The sequence below is a fragment of the Micromonospora sp. M42 genome (genome assembly GCF_000568915.1).
GTDB classification, from domain to species: domain Bacteria; phylum Actinomycetota; class Actinomycetes; order Mycobacteriales; family Micromonosporaceae; genus Micromonospora; species Micromonospora chalcea.
Map to the genome: position 1 here is coordinate 4,566,302 of NZ_KK037233.1, position 17,769 is coordinate 4,584,070.

Genomic DNA, 17,769 nt, shown 5'->3' on the forward strand with positions numbered 1-17,769 from the left:
AGTTCGGTCCCTATCCGCCGTGCGCGTAGGATACTTGAGAAGGGCTGTCCCTAGTACGAGAGGACCGGGACGGACGAACCTCTGGTGTGCCAGTTGTCCCGCCAGGGGCACGGCTGGTTAGCTACGTTCGGAAGGGATAACCGCTGAAAGCATCTAAGCGGGAAGCTCGCTTCAAGATGAGGTATCCCACCCACTTTGTGGGGTAAGGCCCCCAGCTAGACGACTGGGTTGATAGGCCGGAAATGTAAGCCCGGTAACGGGTTCAGTTGACCGGTACTAATAGGCCGAGGACTTGACTACCAAGCTGCTACGCGTCCACTGTGCAACTCTGAACAAACGATCACCCACAGGGTTGGTTGACATGTTCATAGAGTTACGGCGGTCATGGCGGAGGGGAAACGCCCGGTCACATTCCGAACCCGGAAGCTAAGCCCTCCAGCGCCGATGGTACTGCACTCGGGAGGGTGTGGGAGAGTAGGACACCGCCGGACAACCTTTCGTTTCAGGGCCACCCCTCACGGGGGTGGCCCTGAAACGCGTCCACCCCGAAAACCGGCCACCACACCGCCTGGATTCGGGCCGGCCGACGGGAATCACCACGTCGGCCGCGTCAGTCTCGTACCGTCGAGCCGGGACCTCTGACACCGGCCACGCCGGTGGGCCGAAACGTGACATGGCGTACGTCGGGACCGTGATCGGGGCCGACCGCACGGGGTACAGGAGTGGACATGGAGATTGGAATCATCGGGTCGGGGCACATCGGGGGCACCCTCACCCGTCGTCTGCGTTCACTCGGCCACGACGTCGCGGTGGCCAACTCCCGCGGGCCGCAGAGCCTCGCCGACCTGGCCGCCGAGACCGGCGCCCGGGCGGTGTCGGTGGAGGACGCCGTGCAGGGCGCCGAGCTGGTGGTCATCGCGATCCCGCTGAAGGCGGTGCCGCAGCTCCCGGCGGCGCTGTTCGACGGCAAGCTGGTGGTCGACGCCAACAACTACTACCCCCAGCGGGACGGCGACATCGCCGAGCTGCTCGACCGCAGCCTCAGCTCCAGTCGCTGGACCGCTGACCACCTCAAGGGCGCCCGGGTGGTGAAGGTCTTCAACAACATCCAGGCGGCGCACCTGATGGACGAGGGCAAGCCGGCGGGTACGGCAGGCCGGATCGCGTTGCCGGTGGCCGGCGACGACGCGGACGCCAAGCGGATCGTGATGGGCCTCGTGGACGATCTGGGCTTCGACCCGGTCGACGCGGGCACCCTGGACGAGAGCTGGCGGCAGCAGCCGGACACGCCCGTCTACGGCACCGACCGGGACGCCGACGGCGTACGCGAAGGGCTGGCCGCGGCGCGGCCGTGACAAGCATGGGAAAGGCCCCGCCGGACGATCCGGCGGGGCCTTTCCGTGTGTCGTGGATCAGTCGTCGCCCGGCTTCGGGGCGCAGATGAAGCGCGGCTCGGCGTCGTAGCGCCAGCTGAACTTCTCCCGCTTGACGACCTTGCCGTCCTTCTTGATGACCCGGAAGGCGTCCTGGGCGAACCCGACGGCGCCGGCGGCGGGGATGCAGGACGGCCCCGGGGTCAGGTACACGGTCTTCGGCTGGGTGATGTTGCGGCGGGGGCCGTACTCCGTCTTGACGCTGTCGTAGATCTTGGTGCTCCAGATCGAGACGGTGATCGAGCTGGACGTGTACGAGGTGTCGATGAGCACGCCGTGGGGCGTGTTGTTGCGGAACTTGAAGTCGAGCTGCGGCCAGTAGATGGTCGACTCGATCACGGCCGGGTAGCGGCTGAAGTAGAACGAGTGCGGCTTGTGCTCCACGTCCTCCAGCCCGGCGTAGTAGGTGGCGTTGAAAAGCGTGGTGGTGAACTGGGAGACGCCGCCACCGACGCCCGGCACCAGCTTGCCGTTCACGATCGTGGGCGCGTCCTTGTATCCCTGGTCGTAGCCGCGTTCGCCGGTGTGCCCGTTGAGCGAGAACGTCTCACCCGGCTTCACGAGCGTGCCGTCCACGTCCTTCGCCGCGCGGACGATGTTCTGGCTGCGCGGCGAGGAGAGGCCGCCGGTGAAGTGGGTGGTGAAGGTCGACACCCGCTCCTTGATGCCCAGCTTCGCCAGCTCCGCCTCGGTCAGCTCGGGCGCGGCCGGCTTGAGCTCGGCGGACACCGTACGGCCCTCGGACTTGGGCAGCACCGCGAGCAGGGCCGGGCCGAGCGCGGCGGCGTCGACCTGGCGGCCGGCCTTGCTGGGCACCACCTTCGGCTTGCCGCCGCTGATGGTCAGCCCGGCGTCCTGCGGCTCGACCTCCAGCTTCGTCAGCCGGTCGCCGAGCGCGGCGCGGAGCCGCTTGACGTCGACCTTCGGGGTGAGCGTGCCGGCGTCGTCGGCGGAGAAGCGCAGTGCCCGGGCGATGGCGGCGGGCGGGATGGTGACCGAACCGCCGTCGGTGGTGAGCGTCACCGGCGCGGCGACGGCGGGCCGGGCCAGCTCGGCGACGAGGCGGTCGACCTCCTCACGGGTGGTGGCGGGCCACTTCTCGACGAGCGGCACGGTGATCGGCTCGGCGGCCAGCCAGCCGGCCTTCACCACACCGGTGGCGCCGTCGGTGTCGACGGTGAGCGCCGGCTTCGGGTAGACCGGCTTCGGGGTGGTGCCGGTCCAGATGATCGCCGGCATCGTCATCTCGCGCCCCTGCGAGCCCATCACCTTCCGCAGGGCGGCCTCCAGCTTGGGCCGGTCGACGGTGACCACCGGCTCGACCGTACGGGAGCCGACGAGCCGGCTCACCGCGTGCGCGTCGGCCTTCGCGGCGGCCGCCACAGTGGCGTCCACGTCGATGGCGAGCCCCACGTCGGACGGCTTCAGCTCGGCCTTCTTCTCACCGACGGTGACCGCCAGCGGGGCGTTCAACGCCTCGGCCCGGCGCTCCAGCTCGGCGCGGAGCGCCGCCGCCGCCTCCGCGCGGCTGCGCCCGCCCAGCTCGGTGCCGAGCACCGTGGTGCCGCGGGGCACGTCACCGGCGTACGCGTAGGCGCCCAGGCCGACGCCGCCGGCGAGCACGGCCGCGACGATCCCCCCGGCCAGCAGCAGCCGGGCCCGTCGCGACCGCCCCGGCCGGCCCGTGTCGCCTCCGGGCGGTGTGGCGACCGGCTCCATCTCGACGCCGGGCCAGCTCACCGCCGCCACCTTGATGGTGGGCCGGTCGTCGGCAGCCGGCACCTTCTCGCCGTACATCGTCACTGCAACCTCGATCGGAAGTACACGCGGGGACCGCTTCCCCCGCGGGAGACACCTACGGTAACCAACGCCCGGGCGCGCCGGGAGTCTCCGGCCCGGCGTCGTGTCGGGCGTTCGGCGGTGTCGGCCCGATCACCCGATTCGGGGCCGCGCCCGGGCGCGGATCGTGGCACGGTGAGCGGGTGCTGGCGTACGGCGGTGGATGGCTCGACCGGGCGGCGGCGCTGCGCGGTGACGCGGAGTGGCTGGCCGGGCGGCTGGCCGATCCGGTGAGCGTGGTGTTGCCGCTGTGGCGGGACCGCTGCCTGGTCGACGCGGCCGGTCCGGTCCGGCTCACCGGCGAGCACGCGTCCCGCGTCCGGTCGGCCGCCGGGGAGACCGTCTTCCTGGGGCTCGACGACGACGTCGCGGTGTTCGCGGCCGATCTCTCCGCGCTCGGCGAGCGGGCCGCCGTCGAGTTGGCCGCCGCGACGCGCGCTGTCGACGTCCGGACGCTCGTGGGCCGGCTCGACCCGGCCGGGGCGGCGGTGCAGGCGTACGCCCGGGGGTTGCTGCTCTGGCACCGGCAGCAGCGGTACTGCGGCGCGTGCGGCGCCCGGGCCGTGGCCGGTGGCGGCGGGCACATGCGGACCTGTAGCGGTGGGGAGTGCGGGCGGCTGTGGTTCCCCCGGATCGAGCCGGCCGTGATCGTGCTGGTCGAGGCGCCCGGCCGGACCGGGCGCTGCCTGCTGGCCCGGCACGCGGGCGCGGCCGAGGGCAGCTATTCGACGCTGGCCGGCTTTGTCGAGGTCGGCGAGAGCCTGGAGGACGCGGTCCGCCGGGAGTTGGCCGAGGAGGCGGGCGTCACCGTCACCGACGTGGTCTACCAGGGGTCGCAGGCGTGGCCGTTTCCCGCCGGGCTGATGGCGGGTTTCCGGGCTGTCGCCGTGTCCGAGGAGGTCCGGGTCGACGGGGTGGAGTTGCTGGCGGCGCGCTGGTTCAGCCGGGCGGAGCTGCGGGCGCGGGTCGCGGCAGGGCGGCCGCTGGGCCGGGTGGACTCGATCGATCACCGGCTGCTGGGCGACTGGCTCGCGGAGGGCTGAACACCATCACCAGCGCGGTTCCCGCGGCGGTGGCGAGCGCGCACCACATGATGCCCTGGAACGTGCGGGGCGCGACGGTGGTGGTGAGCACGGCCAGGACGGCCGCGGCGACCCAGAGCGGCGCGGACGGCCAGCGCGCGCCCGCCGCGATCTTCGCGTTCACGGCCGCGAAGATCAGTGCGTAGAGCGCGCCGGTGGCGGCGAAGAACGGGGCGTACCTCCCCAGGGACGTGTAGTCCTCGCCGCCCACCAGCCGGAACGCGAACCCGCCGGCCAGGGCCGAGGCGGCGACGAGCACGACGCCGCAGCCGGCGACGATGGCGAGCACGACGGTACGGACCCGGTTGTCTCCCACGGCGAGCCGGGGCAGCGCCAGCACCACGATCACCTGGGGGGCCCAGAGCGCGCCCTTGGTGAGCACGGTTCCGACCGCGTACGCCCCGGAGTCGGCGGGCGAGAGCAGCTGGCGGGCGAAGATCAGGTCGGCGTACGACACCGCGAGCATCGCCAGCGCGGCGGTGCCGGCGCTCGCCACCTGCCGGATCCGCATGGTGGCGGCGACGTCGTTCCCGGCGGGCCGGTCGGGGCGGGCGATCCAGGCCAGCGCCGGTAGCACGAGCCAGGCGGTGAGCATGCCGGCGAGCAGGGTGACCACGACGTCGGCGCCGAGGACCAGCGCGACGATCATGCCGCCGTACCGCCCGAGCGCCACCACCCCCATCGCCCAGGCGAGACGGACGAAGCGTTGCTCACCCTGCAGTTCGCCGAGCCACCGGGCGGCCAGGACGACAGCGACAGTGGTGCCGGCGACCAGCGCCACGACGGTCGACGACAGCCGCAGACCGGTGATCATCAGCGGCGCGGCCACGACGACGGCGCCGCCAGCGACCGCCGTGGTGACGAGGCTGACCCGGTGCGTCGGCGCGCCGGGGTGGCGGGCCCGGTGCACAGCGACCGCCATCTGCAGCCCCACGCCGGCGACCCCGGCGATCGCGACGAGGGCCAGCGTCGTGGCGAGGACGCTCAGCTCCTCGACCGGCAGGTACCGGGCACCGAGCATGGGCAGCAGGTAGGCGAGCCCGTTCGTCGCCATCGCGGCGACCGCGACGGCCGCGCCGGCGGTTCCCAGGCGGCTCGCGCCGGGCCCTGCCGTGGTCTCTGTCATTGCGCCTCATGTCGGTGTCGCCGGTGGAACGGGTTCGCCTTGAGCCTCGCGTCGTCGTCGCGGCTCGCTCGTCGACGTCGTGAGGCAAGCTACCGTCCGTACTCGCCCTGTGCCTAGAGTGCTGTCCGGAGCCCCGGGTGCGACGTCGGGCCCGCTTCCGTCCAGGTTCATGGGGGTCCGTGTGCGTCGAGCGTCACCGAGCTTCGGTCCGGCGCCGTCGCGGGCCGCCGTCGCGCTGCGCCGCTGGTGGCCGGAGACGGCGCTCGGTGTCGGCGTGGTCGTCGCGATCCTCGGCCCGGTGCTGCGCCGTGGCTTCGTCCTCCGGTACGACCTGGTGTTCGTGCCGGACCCGCCGTTCGGCGCGGTGGTCTGGGGCAGCGGCTCCGAACTGCCGCGTGCGGTACCGAGCGAGCTGCTCGCGGTCGGGCTGTCGCAGGTCGTCCCGGCAGACGTGGCCCAGAAGGTGCTCCTGGCCGGCTGTCTCGTCCTGGCCGCGGTGGGCGCGGCGCGGCTGGCGCCCGTCGGTCATCCGCTGGCGCGGGTCGCCGCCGGGCTCGCGTACGTCTGGAACCCCTGGGTGTACGGGCGGCTGCACCTCGGGCAGTGGGCGGTGGTGGCGGGGTTCGCGGCGTTGCCCTGGGCGTTCGCCTGGGTGCTGGGGGTGCTCCGGCCGCCGCCCGAGGGCACCGGCCCGGGGCGGCGTTCCGCAGTGGCCGGAGGGGCCGCGGTGGTGCTGGGCGGCCCGGCGATGGTGCTGGCGGCGGTGTTCGCCTGTGCCCCGGTGCTGGCTCTGGCGCGCCGGTGGCGGGCGTTTGTGGCGGGGGCGGCGACGTTGGCCGGCCTGACCGCTCCGTGGTGGCTCGCGCTGCTGAGCCGGGGCGGCGCCGTCGACGTCGACGAGCGGGGGGTGGCCGCGTTCGCGGTCCGCGCGGACACGCCACTCGGCGTGCTCGGCAGCGTCGCGACTCTGGGCGGCGTGTGGAGCCGGAACGCCGTGCCGGTCGGCCGGGACCAGTGGGCGGTCGCCCTGATCGCACTGACGCTGGCCGGCGCGGCGCTGTGGGGGTACGTGCTTACCCGTCGCCGCTGGCCGTCGGCGGCCTGGTGGGGTCTGCTCGCCGGCGCGGTCCTGGGCACTGTGGTCGCCGTGGCGCCGGCGTGGTCGCTGGGCGCGCAGGGGATGGTCGCGCTGGTCGAGCACGTTCCGCTGGCCGGCGCGGTCCGGGACGGCACCCGGCTGCTCGCTCCGCTGGCACTGGTGCAGGCGGTGGGTCTCGGGATGCTCGTGGAGTCGCTCGTGACGACCGGCGCCCGGGCGCTGGCCCCGCTGCTGGTGGTCGCTCCGGTGCTGCTCATGCCCGGTCTGGCGTGGGGTCTCGGTGGTCAGTTCGACACGGTGCGGTACCCGGCGGAGTGGGCGGCGGTGCGCGCCGAGGTGAACCGGGATCCGGCCGGGGGCACCCTGGTGTCGCTGCCCTGGTCCTCGTTCCGGGCCTATCCGTGGGCGGGGAACGTGCCGGTGCTCGATCCGGCCTCGCGGGCGTTCCGCCGGCCGGTGGTCGGGGACCAGGACGTGCTTGTCGGCCGGGACCGGATCCGTGGGGAGAGCCGGGAGGCGGACCGGGTGGCGGCGGCGTTGGCGGCGCCGGGTGATCCGGGACCGGCTCTGCGCCGGCTCGGGGTGCGGTATGTGCTCGTGCAGACGGACCAACCGGACGCCGCACAGGTGGAGGGCCGGTTCGTGAGCGCCGAGCTGGTCCGGCGGGACGGGGCATTGACGCTGTTGCGTCTGCCGGATTCCGATTTCTCCGGCTCGTCCGGTCGCATCGGCATAATGCCGGTCCTGGGGTATTCGGTACTGGGGGCCACCCTGATGATCGCCCTTTCGCACCGGGTCAAGCGGCAGTGACGCATGTTACTCTTCGGTACCTTTTTCCGAAGGGATCATCGATGAAGGCATCCTTCAATCCCCTCCTCACCGCGGTAGTCGCCGCGGCGGTGGGTGCCGTGCTGGGAATCCTGGCCGTCTCGATCGGGGCGTCCACCCTCGGCAACAGCAACAGCAAGCCAGCGAGCGTGGAGCAGCCCATCATCGTGTACGGCGAGCGCTGACGGTGCGGCATGGAGGTCCCCCCTCCTGACGTCTCGTCAGAACTGGTCGTACTCGACGTCGTGGTGCCCGCGTACAACGAGGCGCTCCGGCTGCCCGACACCCTGGTCCTGCTCCGGGCGGCGCTGGCCGAACTCGGTGTGCCCTGCCGGGTCACCGTGGTGGACAACGCCAGCGACGACGGGACGAGTGCCGTGGTGGTGAACGCGCCGCCCGGCCCGGTTCCGGTCCGCCTGCTCTGGTGCGGCGAACCGGGCAAGGGCTTCGCGGTGCGTCGGGGTGTGCTGGCCAGCGACGCCCGTTACGTAGGCTTCTGTGACGCCGATCTGGCCACCGCGCCGGCCGCTCTCGCCCAGGTGCTCAATCTCCTGTACGACGGCGCGGACGCGGTGGTCGGGTCGCGGGCCCACCCCGAGTCGGTCGTCGAGGAGCGGCACAGCGTGCTGCGACGCTGGGGCGCGGTGGCGTTCCGGGGCGCGGTCCGGCAGGTGGTGCGCGGCGTCAGCGAGACGCAGTGCGGGTTCAAGTCTTCCGCACGACGTCGCCCGGCGGGTCTTCGCGCCCTGCGGGCGGTGGATTCGCGTTCGACGTCGAGGTGCTGGGCCGCGCCGAGCGGGCGGGCGCCCGCCTGGTGGAGATTCCGGTCAGCTGGGTGGACGTACCCGGCTCCCGCTTCTCACCGGTCCGGCACGGCTGGCAGAGCTTCGTGGACGTCGCGAAGATCAACTGGTGGCTCCGTGGCGCCGACGTCGCCCCGGTGATGCCACTCGTCACGCTTCCGGTCACGCCGGACGTCACCGGCGGCACGGCCGCCGTTGGAATGCGGCCGTGAGTGTCGGAACACCCTCTACCGACGCGGCACCCACCACCGACGCCACCGTGGTGGGCCGCCGGGTCGTGGTGCTCAACTGGAAGGACCCCTGGCATCCTGACGCCGGGGGCGCCGAGGTGTACGCCTGGCAGGTCGCCCGCGACCTGGTGACCGCCGGCGCGGAGGTCACCTTCGTCACCGCGCGCCCGAACGGGCAGCCCGGCGACGAGGTCCGCGAGGGCATCCGGATCGTCCGTACCGGCGGCCGGTGGACCATCTACCCCCGGGTGCTGGGCTGGCTGGCGCGCCACCGCCGGCAGTTCGACGCGGTGGTGGACTGCCAGAACGGCATCCCGTTCTTCAGTCCGGCGGTCCTGCCGGCGGCCGTGCCGGTGATCTGCGTGATCCACCACGTGCACGACCGGCAGTTCCGGTTGTACTTCGGCCCGGTCGTGGGTCGCTTCGGCGCCTGGCTGGAGGGACCGGTCGCCCGGCGCGTCTACCGCCGCGCGGTGACGCTCGCGGTCTCCCCCTCGACGGCGGTGGCGATCCGGGAGCGGCTGCGCTGGACCGGCCCGGTGGTCGTGGCGCCCAACGGCGCCGACGCGTCCCGGCCGGCCGCCGCGGGCGTGACCCGCGCCGACCGGCCACGTGTCGTCTGCGTCGGCCGGGTGACCCGGCACAAGCGGGTGGACCTGGTGGTCGACGCCGTGGCCCGGCTCCGGGCGCAACGGCCCGACCTGCGTCTGGACATCGTCGGCGGTGGGCCGGACGCGGCGAGCGTCCGCCGGCTGGTCGACGAGCGCGGGCTGAACGACATGGTCACCGTGCACGGCCACCTGCCCGCCGCCGAGCGGGACGCCCTGCTGGCCGCCGCCTGGTTGCACGTCTCCGCCTCGTGGGGTGAGGGCTGGGGTCTCGTGGTGGTGGAGGCGGCCGCCGCCGGGCTGCCCACTGTCGCCTTCGACGTGGACGGGCTGCGCGACGCGGTCCGGCCGGGCCGTACCGGATGGTTGGTCGACGAGGGTGAGGATCCGGCGCAGAACCTGGCCGCCGGCCTCGACCGCGCGCTGGACTCCCTGGCGACGCCCGGAGAGCCGGACCGGATGGCCGCGGAGTGCCGGCGGTGGAGCGACTCGTTCCGCTGGACCGACACCGGCCGGCGGGTGCGTGCGGTCCTCGGGGATCTGCTGACGCCGCGCCCGCTGCCCTGGGCCGCCGGGAACACGTCGGTGGTGGTCCGGACCGACCAGCCGGAACGCCTTCTGGCCCGGGTGGCACCGCTCCTGCCGCGTACCCGGCACGTCGCGATCGACGGGCAGAACCTGCTGCTCCTGGTGCCGGCCGCCGAGCCGGCCGCCGTCCGGCAGGCGCTGCTGCGGGCGGGGGTCGCAGCCGACGACATCGACGAGCGGAACGCCGGAGCGGACGAACTGCTCACCGGCGTTCCGGTACGGCAGTGCTGACCGCCTGGTCGACCGCTCGCCGTACCCCCGGAATTCCGAGCGCCACGGTGTCCCTGGCGGTGTGGCGCCTGCGCGAGCTACTGGTCTGTCTCGCGCTGATCGGTCTCTGCGTCACCCAGGAGCCCGGGCTCATCGTGCCCGAGACGAAGCTGGACATGGCCCTGGACCCGGGCGGTTTCCTCGCCCGCGCGGCTCACCTGTGGACCGGGGACTGGCAGTTCGGCACGCTCCAGAACCAGGCCGTCGGCTACTTCTTCCCGATGGGCCCGTTCTTCCTGCTCGGTGAGGCGGTGGGCCTGCCGGCCTGGCTGGTCCAGCGGCTCTGGATGGCGACCCTGCTCTGCGTCGCCCTCACCGGCGTGGTGCGCCTGGCGCGCGCCCTCGACCTCGGCGGTCCGGGATCGCGTCTGGTGGCCGGCGCGATCTTCGCGCTGTCCCCCCGGGCGCTGTCCCTGGTCGGCACGGTCTCGCTGGAACTGCTGCCGTACTGCGTCGCCCCCTGGGTCCTGCTGCCACTGGTCAAGGGGGCCGCGGGCGGTTCGTTGCGGCGGGCCGCGGCGCTCAGCGGGCTCGCTGTGGTCTGCATGGGCGGCGCGAACGGCGCGGCCGTCGCGTGCGCCGTGCTGCCCGCGTTCCTGTACGTGGTGACCCGTGCGCCCGGCCGGCGGCGGATCCGCCTGCTGGCGTGGTGGACGGTGGCGATGGTGGCGGCCACCTTCTGGTGGCTGGTGCCGCTGCTGTTGCTGCAGCGCTACGGGTTCCCGTTCCTCCCGTACACCGAGAGCGCGGCGGTCACGACCAGCGTGACGTCGCTCCCGTCGGCGGTACGCGGCAGCACCCACTGGGTGGGTTACCTGGCCGTCGACGGCGTGCCGTGGTGGCGCGCGGGATGGGCGCTGGTCACCACCCCGTGGATGATCGTGCTCACCGCCCTGATCGCCTGCGTCGGCCTGGCCGGGCTCGCCCGTCGGGACCTGCCGGAGCGGCGGTTCCTGCTCGTCGGCGCGCTGGTCGGCCTGCTGGCCCTGACCGCGGGGAACCTGTCGACCGGGGGCGCCGCGTTCGCGTCGCCGATGCGTGAACTGCTCGACGGTCCGCTCGCCGCCCTCCGCAACCTGCACAAGTTCGACGTCGTGATCCGCCTGCCGCTGGCGCTGGCCGCCGCGCACATGCTGGACACGGTCGGCCGGATCGCGCTCATCCGCCGCTTCACGCGCCCCACGAACATGGCGCCCCGGCGGGTGGCGCTGGGCGCGACCGCCGCCGCGCTCGTGGCGGTGACCAGCGGCGCCGGGATGGCGGGACTCGCTCCGGGCGGCGGCTTCCACGCGCTGCCCGAGCACTGGCGGCAGGCGACCGGGTGGCTCGACCGGCACGCCGGGCCGGGCACCACCCTGCTGGTTCCCGGCTCCAACTTCGCCGAGTACAACTGGGGACGTCCGCTGGACGAGCCGGTGCAGCCGCTGCTGGACTCGCCATGGGCGGTGCGGGCGCTGGTGCCGGGCGGATCGGCTGGCAACTCGCGGCTGCTCTCCGCGATCGACGAGCGGCTCGCCTCGGGCACCGCCTCGCCCGGACTGGTCGACGTGCTCAGCCGGCTCGGCGTGCGCTACCTGCTCGTCCGCAACGACCTCCGCCAGCCGGTCGGCGGCATCGCCTGGCCGGTCCTGGTACACCGCACGCTGGACAGCGCACCGGGCCTGTTCCGGGTCGCCGCGTTCGGCCCGGCGTCCGGGGTGAAGCCCGACCTGAACGGGGCGTGGGACTACGGCCTGCACGAGCCGTACCCGGCGGTGGAGATCTACGAGGTGGACCGGCCGACGCCCCGGGCCACGCTGACCGACGCCGCGCTGCCGCTCAACCTGGTCGGCGCGCCGGAGACGTTGCTGGACCTCAGCGACGCCGGTGTGCTGGGCAACCGGCCGGTGATCCTCGACGGCGATCCCCCGCTGGTCAGCGACGGCGGCACCGTGCTCGCCGACAGCCTCCGGGACCGGGAGGTCGACTTCGGTCTGGTCCGGGGCAACACCTCGCGGACCCTGACCGAGCAGGACCCGACCCAGTTGGAGCGCCTGGAGCACGACATCCTCGACCCGGCGTGGCGGTCGTCGATCACCTCCTCGGCGTACGCCGGGGTGGCCGACGTCCGGGCGTCGTCCAGCGCGGCGGACGTCACCGGTCCGGCCGGGCTGCGCGACCCGTCGGCCACACCCTTCGCCGCCGTCGACGGCGACATCGGCACCGCGTGGTTGTCCGACGGCGCGCGCAAACCAGTGGGCCAGTGGGTCGAGCTGCGCTTCGCCGACCCGATCGAGGCCGGCTCGGTGGAGGTGCAGGTGATGGGCGACGAGGTGATCGGCGCGCCGGTCACCTCGGTACGGGTCAGCACCGAGGGCGGTTCCCAGGTGCACCCGGTGACCGGCGCGGGCCGGTCGACGGCGCGGTTGCCGCTGCCCGCCGGCCGGAGCAGTTGGCTGCGGGTGACAGTCGAGAGTGTCGCGGACGCCGACGTTCCGGGCCGCCGGGCGGGTATCCGGGAGCTGAGTGTCGCCGGGGTGACGCCCGAGCGCTACCTGCGACTGCCGGAGGTGCCCGCCGACGCCGTCGCGCCCGAGGTGGTCGCGCTGGCCCGCAAGGCCACCGATCGATCCGCCTGCGCGGTCGCCGGTGACCACTACCTGTGCGCTCCCGACCTGATCCGGCAGGGCGAGGAGACCGGGCTGGTGCCCCGGCGCTTCGACCTGCCGGCCGCGATCCCCACCCAGCTGACCGGCCTGGCCCGGGCCACGCCCGCCACCGCGCTCGCGGCGTACGACGAGATGACGGGCGGCGAGACGTTCACGACGTCGAGTTCGTGGTTCGCCGACCCGGTCGCCTCGTCGAGGTCGCTGGGGGACGGGGACGACGGCACGGCCTGGTGGGCGGATCCGAGCGATCCGCAACCGACAGTGAAGATGCGCTGGGCCACCGCGCGCAAGGTGAGCTGGGTGCGGCTGCGGTTCGCGGAGAGCCTCGTCGCGGCGCCGCCCAGGACGGTCCGGATCACCGGTGACGACGGCATCCGGGAGGTGACTGTCGACCTGGACGGTGTCGCCCGCTTCCCGGCTCTGCGTACCCGTGGGCTCACCGTTGCAGTGACCTCTACCGTGCCGAGGGTCAGCCGGTCGACGGCGCTGTTCGAGCCGCAGTCGCTGCCGGTCGGTCTCAGCGGCGTGGACGTGCAGGGCGTGCCCGAACTGAACCAGCCGCGCGGCCTCGACCGTGAGGTGACGCTCCCGTGCGGCGCGGGGCCCACCATCGTGGTCAACGGGGTGAAGGTGCCCACGACGGCCACCGGGACGCTGCGCGACCTGCGCGACCTGCGGCCCCTGCGCTACCGCGCCTGCGCTCCCGCCACGTCGTCGGGCCGGGCCGCGAAGGCGGGCGCGGAGCAGGTCACGCTGCGGGCGGGCGGCAACGAGGTCTCCGCCCCGGCGGACCGGTTCGTCGTGGACAGCGTGATCTTCAGCGGTACGCCGGCCGAACGGCCCGTCGTCGCCGCGTCGCCGCGCCGGGCGTTGAGCGTGGTCGACTGGGACGACCAGCGCCGGTCGATCGAGATCGGTGCGGGTGGCGGCAGCTACCTGATGGTTCCGGAGAACGCCAACGCCGGCTGGCGGGCGACGCTCGACGGGCAGGAGCTGATCGCGGCCCGCCTGGACGGGTGGAAGCAGGGATGGTTCGTGCCGGCCGGTCCCGCCGGCCGCGTCGAGCTGGTCTTCACGCCCGGCGAGCACTACCGGATCGTCCTGTTCGTCGCCGGGGGCCTGTTGGTGCTGCTGGTGGTCGGGGCGCTGATTCCCGCGCGCCGCCATCGACCCGCGTACCCGGTGGTGCCGACGATGATGCCGACCGCGCCGCTGCTCGCGGTGGCGGTGCCGGCGCTGCTCGGGGGCCTGGTCGGGCTCGGCTGCGCCGCCGCGGTGGTGGCGCTGCACCGGCGCCGCACGCCCGGCCCGGCATGGATCTGGGTGCCGGCCGCGCTGGGGCTCACCGTCTACGGGACCGAGCGTCTGTGGCTGCCCCGGGTCGGCGCGGAACGGGTGGCGGAGCTACTGGTCCTGTTGCCGACCGGGCTGCTCCTCGTGGCGGTCGCCGCTCTCGTGTTGCGGTTCCGTCGGGTCCGCGGCCGGTACGAGGCGAGTTCCGAGGCCGGCCGGGCCGGCGCCCTGAAGCGCTGGCGCCGGCGTCGCGGCCCGGAGCGGGAGGTCGGGCTCGACGGCCACGGGCCGGCGGCGGCCACCGAGCCGCCGCAGCCGTCGCGCGGGCCGCTCGATGAGGTAGTAGCTGGCCGTCGCGACCGGGACGGTGAGGGCCAGGGTGACGGCGAGGAGAACCCAGAACGAGCTGTTCATCCGGGTGAATCCGAGCAGGCGGAAGCAGACCTCGAGCGCGAGGAGGTGCCAGAGGAAGATGCCGTAGGAGATCCGGCCGAGGAACATGACCGCCCGGTGACTGAGGAGAGCGCGGGGCACCCCGCCGGACCCCGGCCCGACGAGGGGGGCGATCAGGCACCAGGCGACGAGCAGGAACAGCAGGTGCTCGGTGACCGACTCGACCGGCTTGGCGGGTTCGACCCCGCGCGGGCCGGCGATGGGCGTGCTCGCGATCCAGAGCAGCGCGCCGGCGATGAGCCAGGACGTTCCCGGGGCGAAGGTGAACACGCGCAGGCCGCGCGGCGTGGCGGACCACAGGTCCTCGTCGCCCCGCCCAGACCCGTCACCGGTCAGCCCGGTGAGGAACGGGGTCGAGGTCGTGCCGACGGGCCACGAGGCGAGCACGGCCAGCATGATGCCGATGCCGAACCAGTCGAGAAAGGCGGGCAGCCAGAGCACCGCGAGTCCCGGTAGAGGCGAGTCGGGACCGTGTGCGTACGCATTCCAGATGAGGCCGGCAAGGACGAGTACGGCACCGAACGCCAGTTGGCGCCGGGCTCGCCCGAGCGGGGTACGACCGCCCATTCGGCGGCCGAGCACCGCTATCAGTGGCAGCGCAAGGTAGAAAGTCGCCTCCGTAGCCAGGCTCCAGGTCTGCTCCATGCCGACCGGGAGTCGCAATGGCTCGTAAATCTGTGCCAGAAGAAAGGGGATCGCCCAGTCCCAGACGGACTTCAGATAGTCGATGTTGAGCCAAGTCAGTGCGACGATCGCCATTGCCCAGTACCCGGGCAGAATGCGCAGCGCGCGGTGCCAGAGGTATCGCCGAACGGATGGTCCTGACTGTCCGTTAATGGCAGCGAGCGCGAATGGCCGATAGAGGAGGAAACCGGACAACGCAAAGAAGATCGCCACCCCGACATCCAGCCTGGCCAGCACAGCTGCGAGGTGGGCGAAGGAGTTGGTCAGTCCGCTGAGAAAGGAGACATGGTGGACGACCACGCCGATCACCGCCACCGCCCGCAGCCCTTCCAATGCGGGCAACCAGCCGTCCGAACGGCCGGTATTAGTTGCGGACAGGATCGCCTGTCCGTTGCTCGAGTCCGGTCTGACGGGTCGGCTCACAGTTCCCTCGACATCCATTTGATCTCGCAGCCCGGTGGCTGCTGCACCCCCGGAGTCAGTACGTCGCGAGAGGTCGCATCGGACCATATCCGAAATCGGCCTCGTCATGTACTGTCAGCCGACTAGTCGAGTCTTTACAAGGGGAGGAGTTTCATGCGACCCACGTCGGGTGCCATCTTGGTGGCGGCAGGCGCGTTCCTGATCGTCGGGGCCGTGGCGACGCCGCTGGCCGTCGCGCCCGCTCTGGTCAAGGTGCCCCTTGACCAGAGTTCGGTAACGGTTTCAGAGGCGAAGAACGCGACCGTTCTTGATTTCAGCACGCTGGCCGAGCGCAGCGGCGTCAACCTGACCGCCCACCGCGCGGTGCGCGGCGACGTCGAGGCCGGCAACGCCGACCGGACGGTCTTCAACGTCGGTGTCCGGGTGATCGACGACGCGGGCAAGGAGATCACGGTCAGCACGGACCGGGTCGCCCTCGACCGGCGTACGGCGGAGTCGGTCGCCTGCTGTGCCGAGGCGGTCAACGGCGCGCCCTTCAAGCACGAGGGGCTCACCTACACCTTCCCGTTCGGTACGGAGAAGAAGACGTACCAGTACTTCGACAACACCGCTCGGAAGGCGTACCCCGCCGAGTACGTGGGCACCGAGAAGCTGCAGGGGCTGACCGTCTACAAGTTCGAGATGACGGCCGAACCGATCAAGATCAGCGAGATCGACGTGCCGGGCAACCTGGTCGGATCGGCCCAGCCCACGGTGACGGCCGGCCGCTTCTACGCCAACACCCGCACCCTCTGGGTGGAGCCGGACAGCGGCGTCATCGTCAAGGGGCAGGAGAAGCAGCTCCAGACCCTGCGTGACGAGACCGGCGCGGACAAGATCAAGATCATCGACGCCACGCTCGTCTTCACCGAGGACACCCAGAAGCAGCAGGCCAAGGCGGCCAAGGACGCGCGTGGGCAGATCAACCTGCTGACCACCGTGCTGCCGATCGTCCTCGGCGTCGTGGGTCTGCTCCTGCTCCTGCTCGGCCTGTTCATCATCGTCCGCGCGGCTCGCCGCCGGCCCGACGCGACCCCGGTGGACGCTGGCGACGGACCGGTGGACGACGTGCCGTCGCAGCGTTCGGCGGAGCCGGTCGACGACGACCCGACCGTGCCCGCCGGCGGACGCCACGCCGCGGACCGCGCGGAGTCCTGAGCGCCAACCCTCGCACCACCACACGAGCAGGCCGGCCGACCCACCCGGGTCGGCCGGCCTGCTCGTGTGCGCGGCAGGTGGCAGGTCAGAGGCGGCGCACCGCGTACCGGGTGCAGATCCAGTCCTCGGTGTACGGCAGGTCGGGCCGCTGCCCGACGATCTCCCCGCCGTTGGCGGCCACCAGCCGGGTCATGTCGGCGTCCGGCACCGCTGTCATCTTCATCGGCGCGGGGTAGTTGAGCAGCCGGCGCTGCGCCCAGCTGATCAGGCGGAACGGCGCGAGCTTCCAGATGACGCCCTTGGCCGTACGGGCCGGCTCGGTCGGCAGGCCCACGACGGCGACCCCGCCGGGGCGCAGGACGCGCAGGAACTCGGCGAGGTAGCTGTCGATCGCCGGGCGCGGCAGGTGCTGCAACACGAGCGCGCTGTAGACCAGGTCGAAGTGCCCGTCGGGGAACTGGCTCAGGTCCGGCGCGTCGTTGAGGACGAAGCGGATGTTCCCGGCGCTGCGGTCCAGGCGCCGGGCGGTCTCCAGCATCGACGGGGCGATGTCGACGGCGACGACCTCGCCGGCGTGCGGCGCGAGCGCCTGCGACAGCCGACCGGCCCCGCATCCGAAGTCCAGCGCGCGGTCCCATCGCGTGGGCAGGCCGAGCCGGCCCAGCCATCCGGTCGTCTCCTCGACGTCGGCGCGGCCGGTGGCCAGGAACTCCTCGACGTCCCACTGCCCGCCGCGCTTACCGGGCTGGACGAGGACGGCCCACAGCGGATCTTCGGCGCCCAGCTTGGTCCAGTCGCGCCGTACGTCGTCGAGATTCACGCCGAAACCCTAGGACATCCGGGGGTGCGGCTGGATCGACCCGGTCATCTGCCGGCTCGGATGTTCGGCCGACGACACTGCCCCGAACGGCCCATCGCGCTCGACGCACTGTACATTTGTTACTTGATTGTAATCCCTCGATGTGCCGTCACTGTGGGTTGATCGGGCGCTCGATGACGGTGTCTTTGCGCACTTTGACGCCATTTTCCTGCTCCGGAGCGTCAACGCGTGGTGATGGCGAGCAAGCTTCGTGGCGCGCTCGTGTTACCGCCGGGTACACGAGGGGGTTGTGAGCTGCGCCGCATCGGGTGCACGATCAGGCTCGATCGTTACCCGTCGGTAACA

11 protein-coding genes, 2 rRNA genes and 1 pseudogene (1 of these 14 running past the window's edge) are annotated in these 17,769 nt (G+C 72.5%); 10 read left to right on the top strand and 4 right to left on the bottom strand.

Annotated elements, in window-relative coordinates; translation table 11 throughout:
• The 3 genes from MCBG_RS33125 to MCBG_RS21050 form a co-directional block, all read left to right on the top strand.
• Positions 1 to 300, top strand: a 23S ribosomal RNA gene (locus tag MCBG_RS33125) (it extends 2,985 nt beyond the left edge of the window).
• A gap of 74 nt (positions 301 to 374) precedes the next feature.
• Positions 375 to 491 (top strand): 5S ribosomal RNA (gene rrf, locus MCBG_RS21045).
• Between the two features lie 237 nt (positions 492 to 728).
• A complete protein-coding gene (locus tag MCBG_RS21050) occupies positions 729 to 1,355 on the top strand; it encodes an NADPH-dependent F420 reductase (RefSeq protein ID WP_030502154.1) in 627 nt (208 codons plus the stop codon).
• A gap of 57 nt (positions 1,356 to 1,412) precedes the next feature.
• On the opposite strand, the gene MCBG_RS21055 is transcribed toward MCBG_RS21050, so the two are convergent.
• Positions 1,413 to 3,230 carry a VanW family protein gene (locus MCBG_RS21055; protein ID WP_051611320.1) on the bottom strand — a complete coding sequence of 606 codons (1,818 nt, stop codon included), beginning with the start codon at positions 3,228 to 3,230 and terminating at the stop codon, positions 1,413 to 1,415.
• Between the two features lie 185 nt (positions 3,231 to 3,415).
• Here MCBG_RS21055 and nudC point away from each other — a divergent pair, with 185 nt between their 5' ends.
• Positions 3,416 to 4,315 carry an NAD(+) diphosphatase gene (gene nudC, locus MCBG_RS21060; protein WP_043327813.1) on the top strand — a complete coding sequence of 300 codons (900 nt, stop codon included), beginning with the start codon at positions 3,416 to 3,418 and terminating at the stop codon, positions 4,313 to 4,315.
• On the opposite strand, the gene MCBG_RS21065 is transcribed toward nudC, so the two are convergent.
• On the bottom strand, positions 4,212 to 5,480 hold the full coding sequence (locus tag MCBG_RS21065; protein WP_043327814.1) for an MATE family efflux transporter: 1,269 nt from the start codon (positions 5,478 to 5,480) through the stop codon (positions 4,212 to 4,214). The genes nudC and MCBG_RS21065 overlap by 104 nt on opposite strands.
• A gap of 169 nt (positions 5,481 to 5,649) precedes the next feature.
• On the opposite strand from MCBG_RS21065, the gene MCBG_RS21070 reads away from it, so the two are divergent.
• The 5 genes and pseudogenes from MCBG_RS21070 to MCBG_RS35270 form a co-directional block, all read left to right on the top strand.
• Entirely contained in the window at positions 5,650 to 7,389 is a 1,740-nt protein-coding gene (locus tag MCBG_RS21070; protein ID WP_140946226.1) for an MmpA family trehalose lipid delivery protein, read from the top strand.
• A 41-nt stretch (positions 7,390 to 7,430) separates the two neighbouring features.
• Entirely contained in the window at positions 7,431 to 7,592 is a 162-nt protein-coding gene (locus tag MCBG_RS32600; protein WP_157539048.1) for a hypothetical protein, read from the top strand.
• 9 nt (positions 7,593 to 7,601) lie between these two features.
• Positions 7,602 to 8,351: a glycosyltransferase gene (locus MCBG_RS31935; protein ID WP_157560790.1), complete on the top strand. Its 750-nt coding sequence runs from the start codon at positions 7,602 to 7,604 to the stop codon at positions 8,349 to 8,351.
• Between the two features lie 67 nt (positions 8,352 to 8,418).
• Positions 8,419 to 9,867: a glycosyltransferase family 4 protein gene (locus MCBG_RS21085; protein WP_198033311.1), complete on the top strand. Its 1,449-nt coding sequence runs from the start codon at positions 8,419 to 8,421 to the stop codon at positions 9,865 to 9,867.
• Between the two features lie 59 nt (positions 9,868 to 9,926).
• Positions 9,927 to 11,921: pseudogene (locus tag MCBG_RS35270) on the top strand (DUF3367 domain-containing protein); the annotation flags it as partial.
• Between the two features lie 2,037 nt (positions 11,922 to 13,958).
• Here the strand turns inward: MCBG_RS35270 and MCBG_RS35275 are convergent.
• A complete protein-coding gene (locus tag MCBG_RS35275) occupies positions 13,959 to 15,515 on the bottom strand; it encodes an acyltransferase family protein (protein ID WP_083297043.1) in 1,557 nt (518 codons plus the stop codon).
• A 45-nt stretch (positions 15,516 to 15,560) separates the two neighbouring features.
• On the opposite strand from MCBG_RS35275, the gene MCBG_RS21095 reads away from it, so the two are divergent.
• Complete coding sequence (locus tag MCBG_RS21095; RefSeq protein WP_083297040.1) at positions 15,561 to 16,604, top strand: cell envelope lipid trafficking protein PgfA; 1,044 nt, start codon at positions 15,561 to 15,563, stop codon at positions 16,602 to 16,604.
• 85 nt (positions 16,605 to 16,689) lie between these two features.
• On the opposite strand, the gene MCBG_RS21100 is transcribed toward MCBG_RS21095, so the two are convergent.
• Entirely contained in the window at positions 16,690 to 17,424 is a 735-nt protein-coding gene (locus tag MCBG_RS21100) for a class I SAM-dependent methyltransferase (protein WP_051611329.1), read from the bottom strand.
• Positions 17,425 to 17,769: the final 345 nt, after the last annotated feature.

Excerpts from the sequence above, each read along its gene's own strand:
- MCBG_RS21070 (WP_140946226.1), top strand. The coding sequence starts at position 5,650 with ATGGGGGTCCGTGTGCGTCGAGCGTCACCGAGCTTCGGTCCGGCGCCG.
- MCBG_RS31935 (WP_157560790.1), top strand. The coding sequence starts at position 7,602 with ATGGAGGTCCCCCCTCCTGACGTCTCGTCAGAACTGGTCGTACTCGAC.
- MCBG_RS21095 (WP_083297040.1), top strand. The coding sequence starts at position 15,561 with ATGCGACCCACGTCGGGTGCCATCTTGGTGGCGGCAGGCGCGTTCCTG.
- MCBG_RS21055 (WP_051611320.1), bottom strand. The coding sequence starts at position 3,230 with ATGTACGGCGAGAAGGTGCCGGCTGCCGACGACCGGCCCACCATCAAG.
- MCBG_RS35275 (WP_083297043.1), bottom strand. The coding sequence starts at position 15,515 with ATGACGAGGCCGATTTCGGATATGGTCCGATGCGACCTCTCGCGACGT.
- MCBG_RS32600 (WP_157539048.1), top strand. The coding sequence starts at position 7,431 with ATGAAGGCATCCTTCAATCCCCTCCTCACCGCGGTAGTCGCCGCGGCG.
- MCBG_RS21050 (WP_030502154.1), top strand. The coding sequence starts at position 729 with ATGGAGATTGGAATCATCGGGTCGGGGCACATCGGGGGCACCCTCACC.
- MCBG_RS21065 (WP_043327814.1), bottom strand. The coding sequence starts at position 5,480 with ATGACAGAGACCACGGCAGGGCCCGGCGCGAGCCGCCTGGGAACCGCC.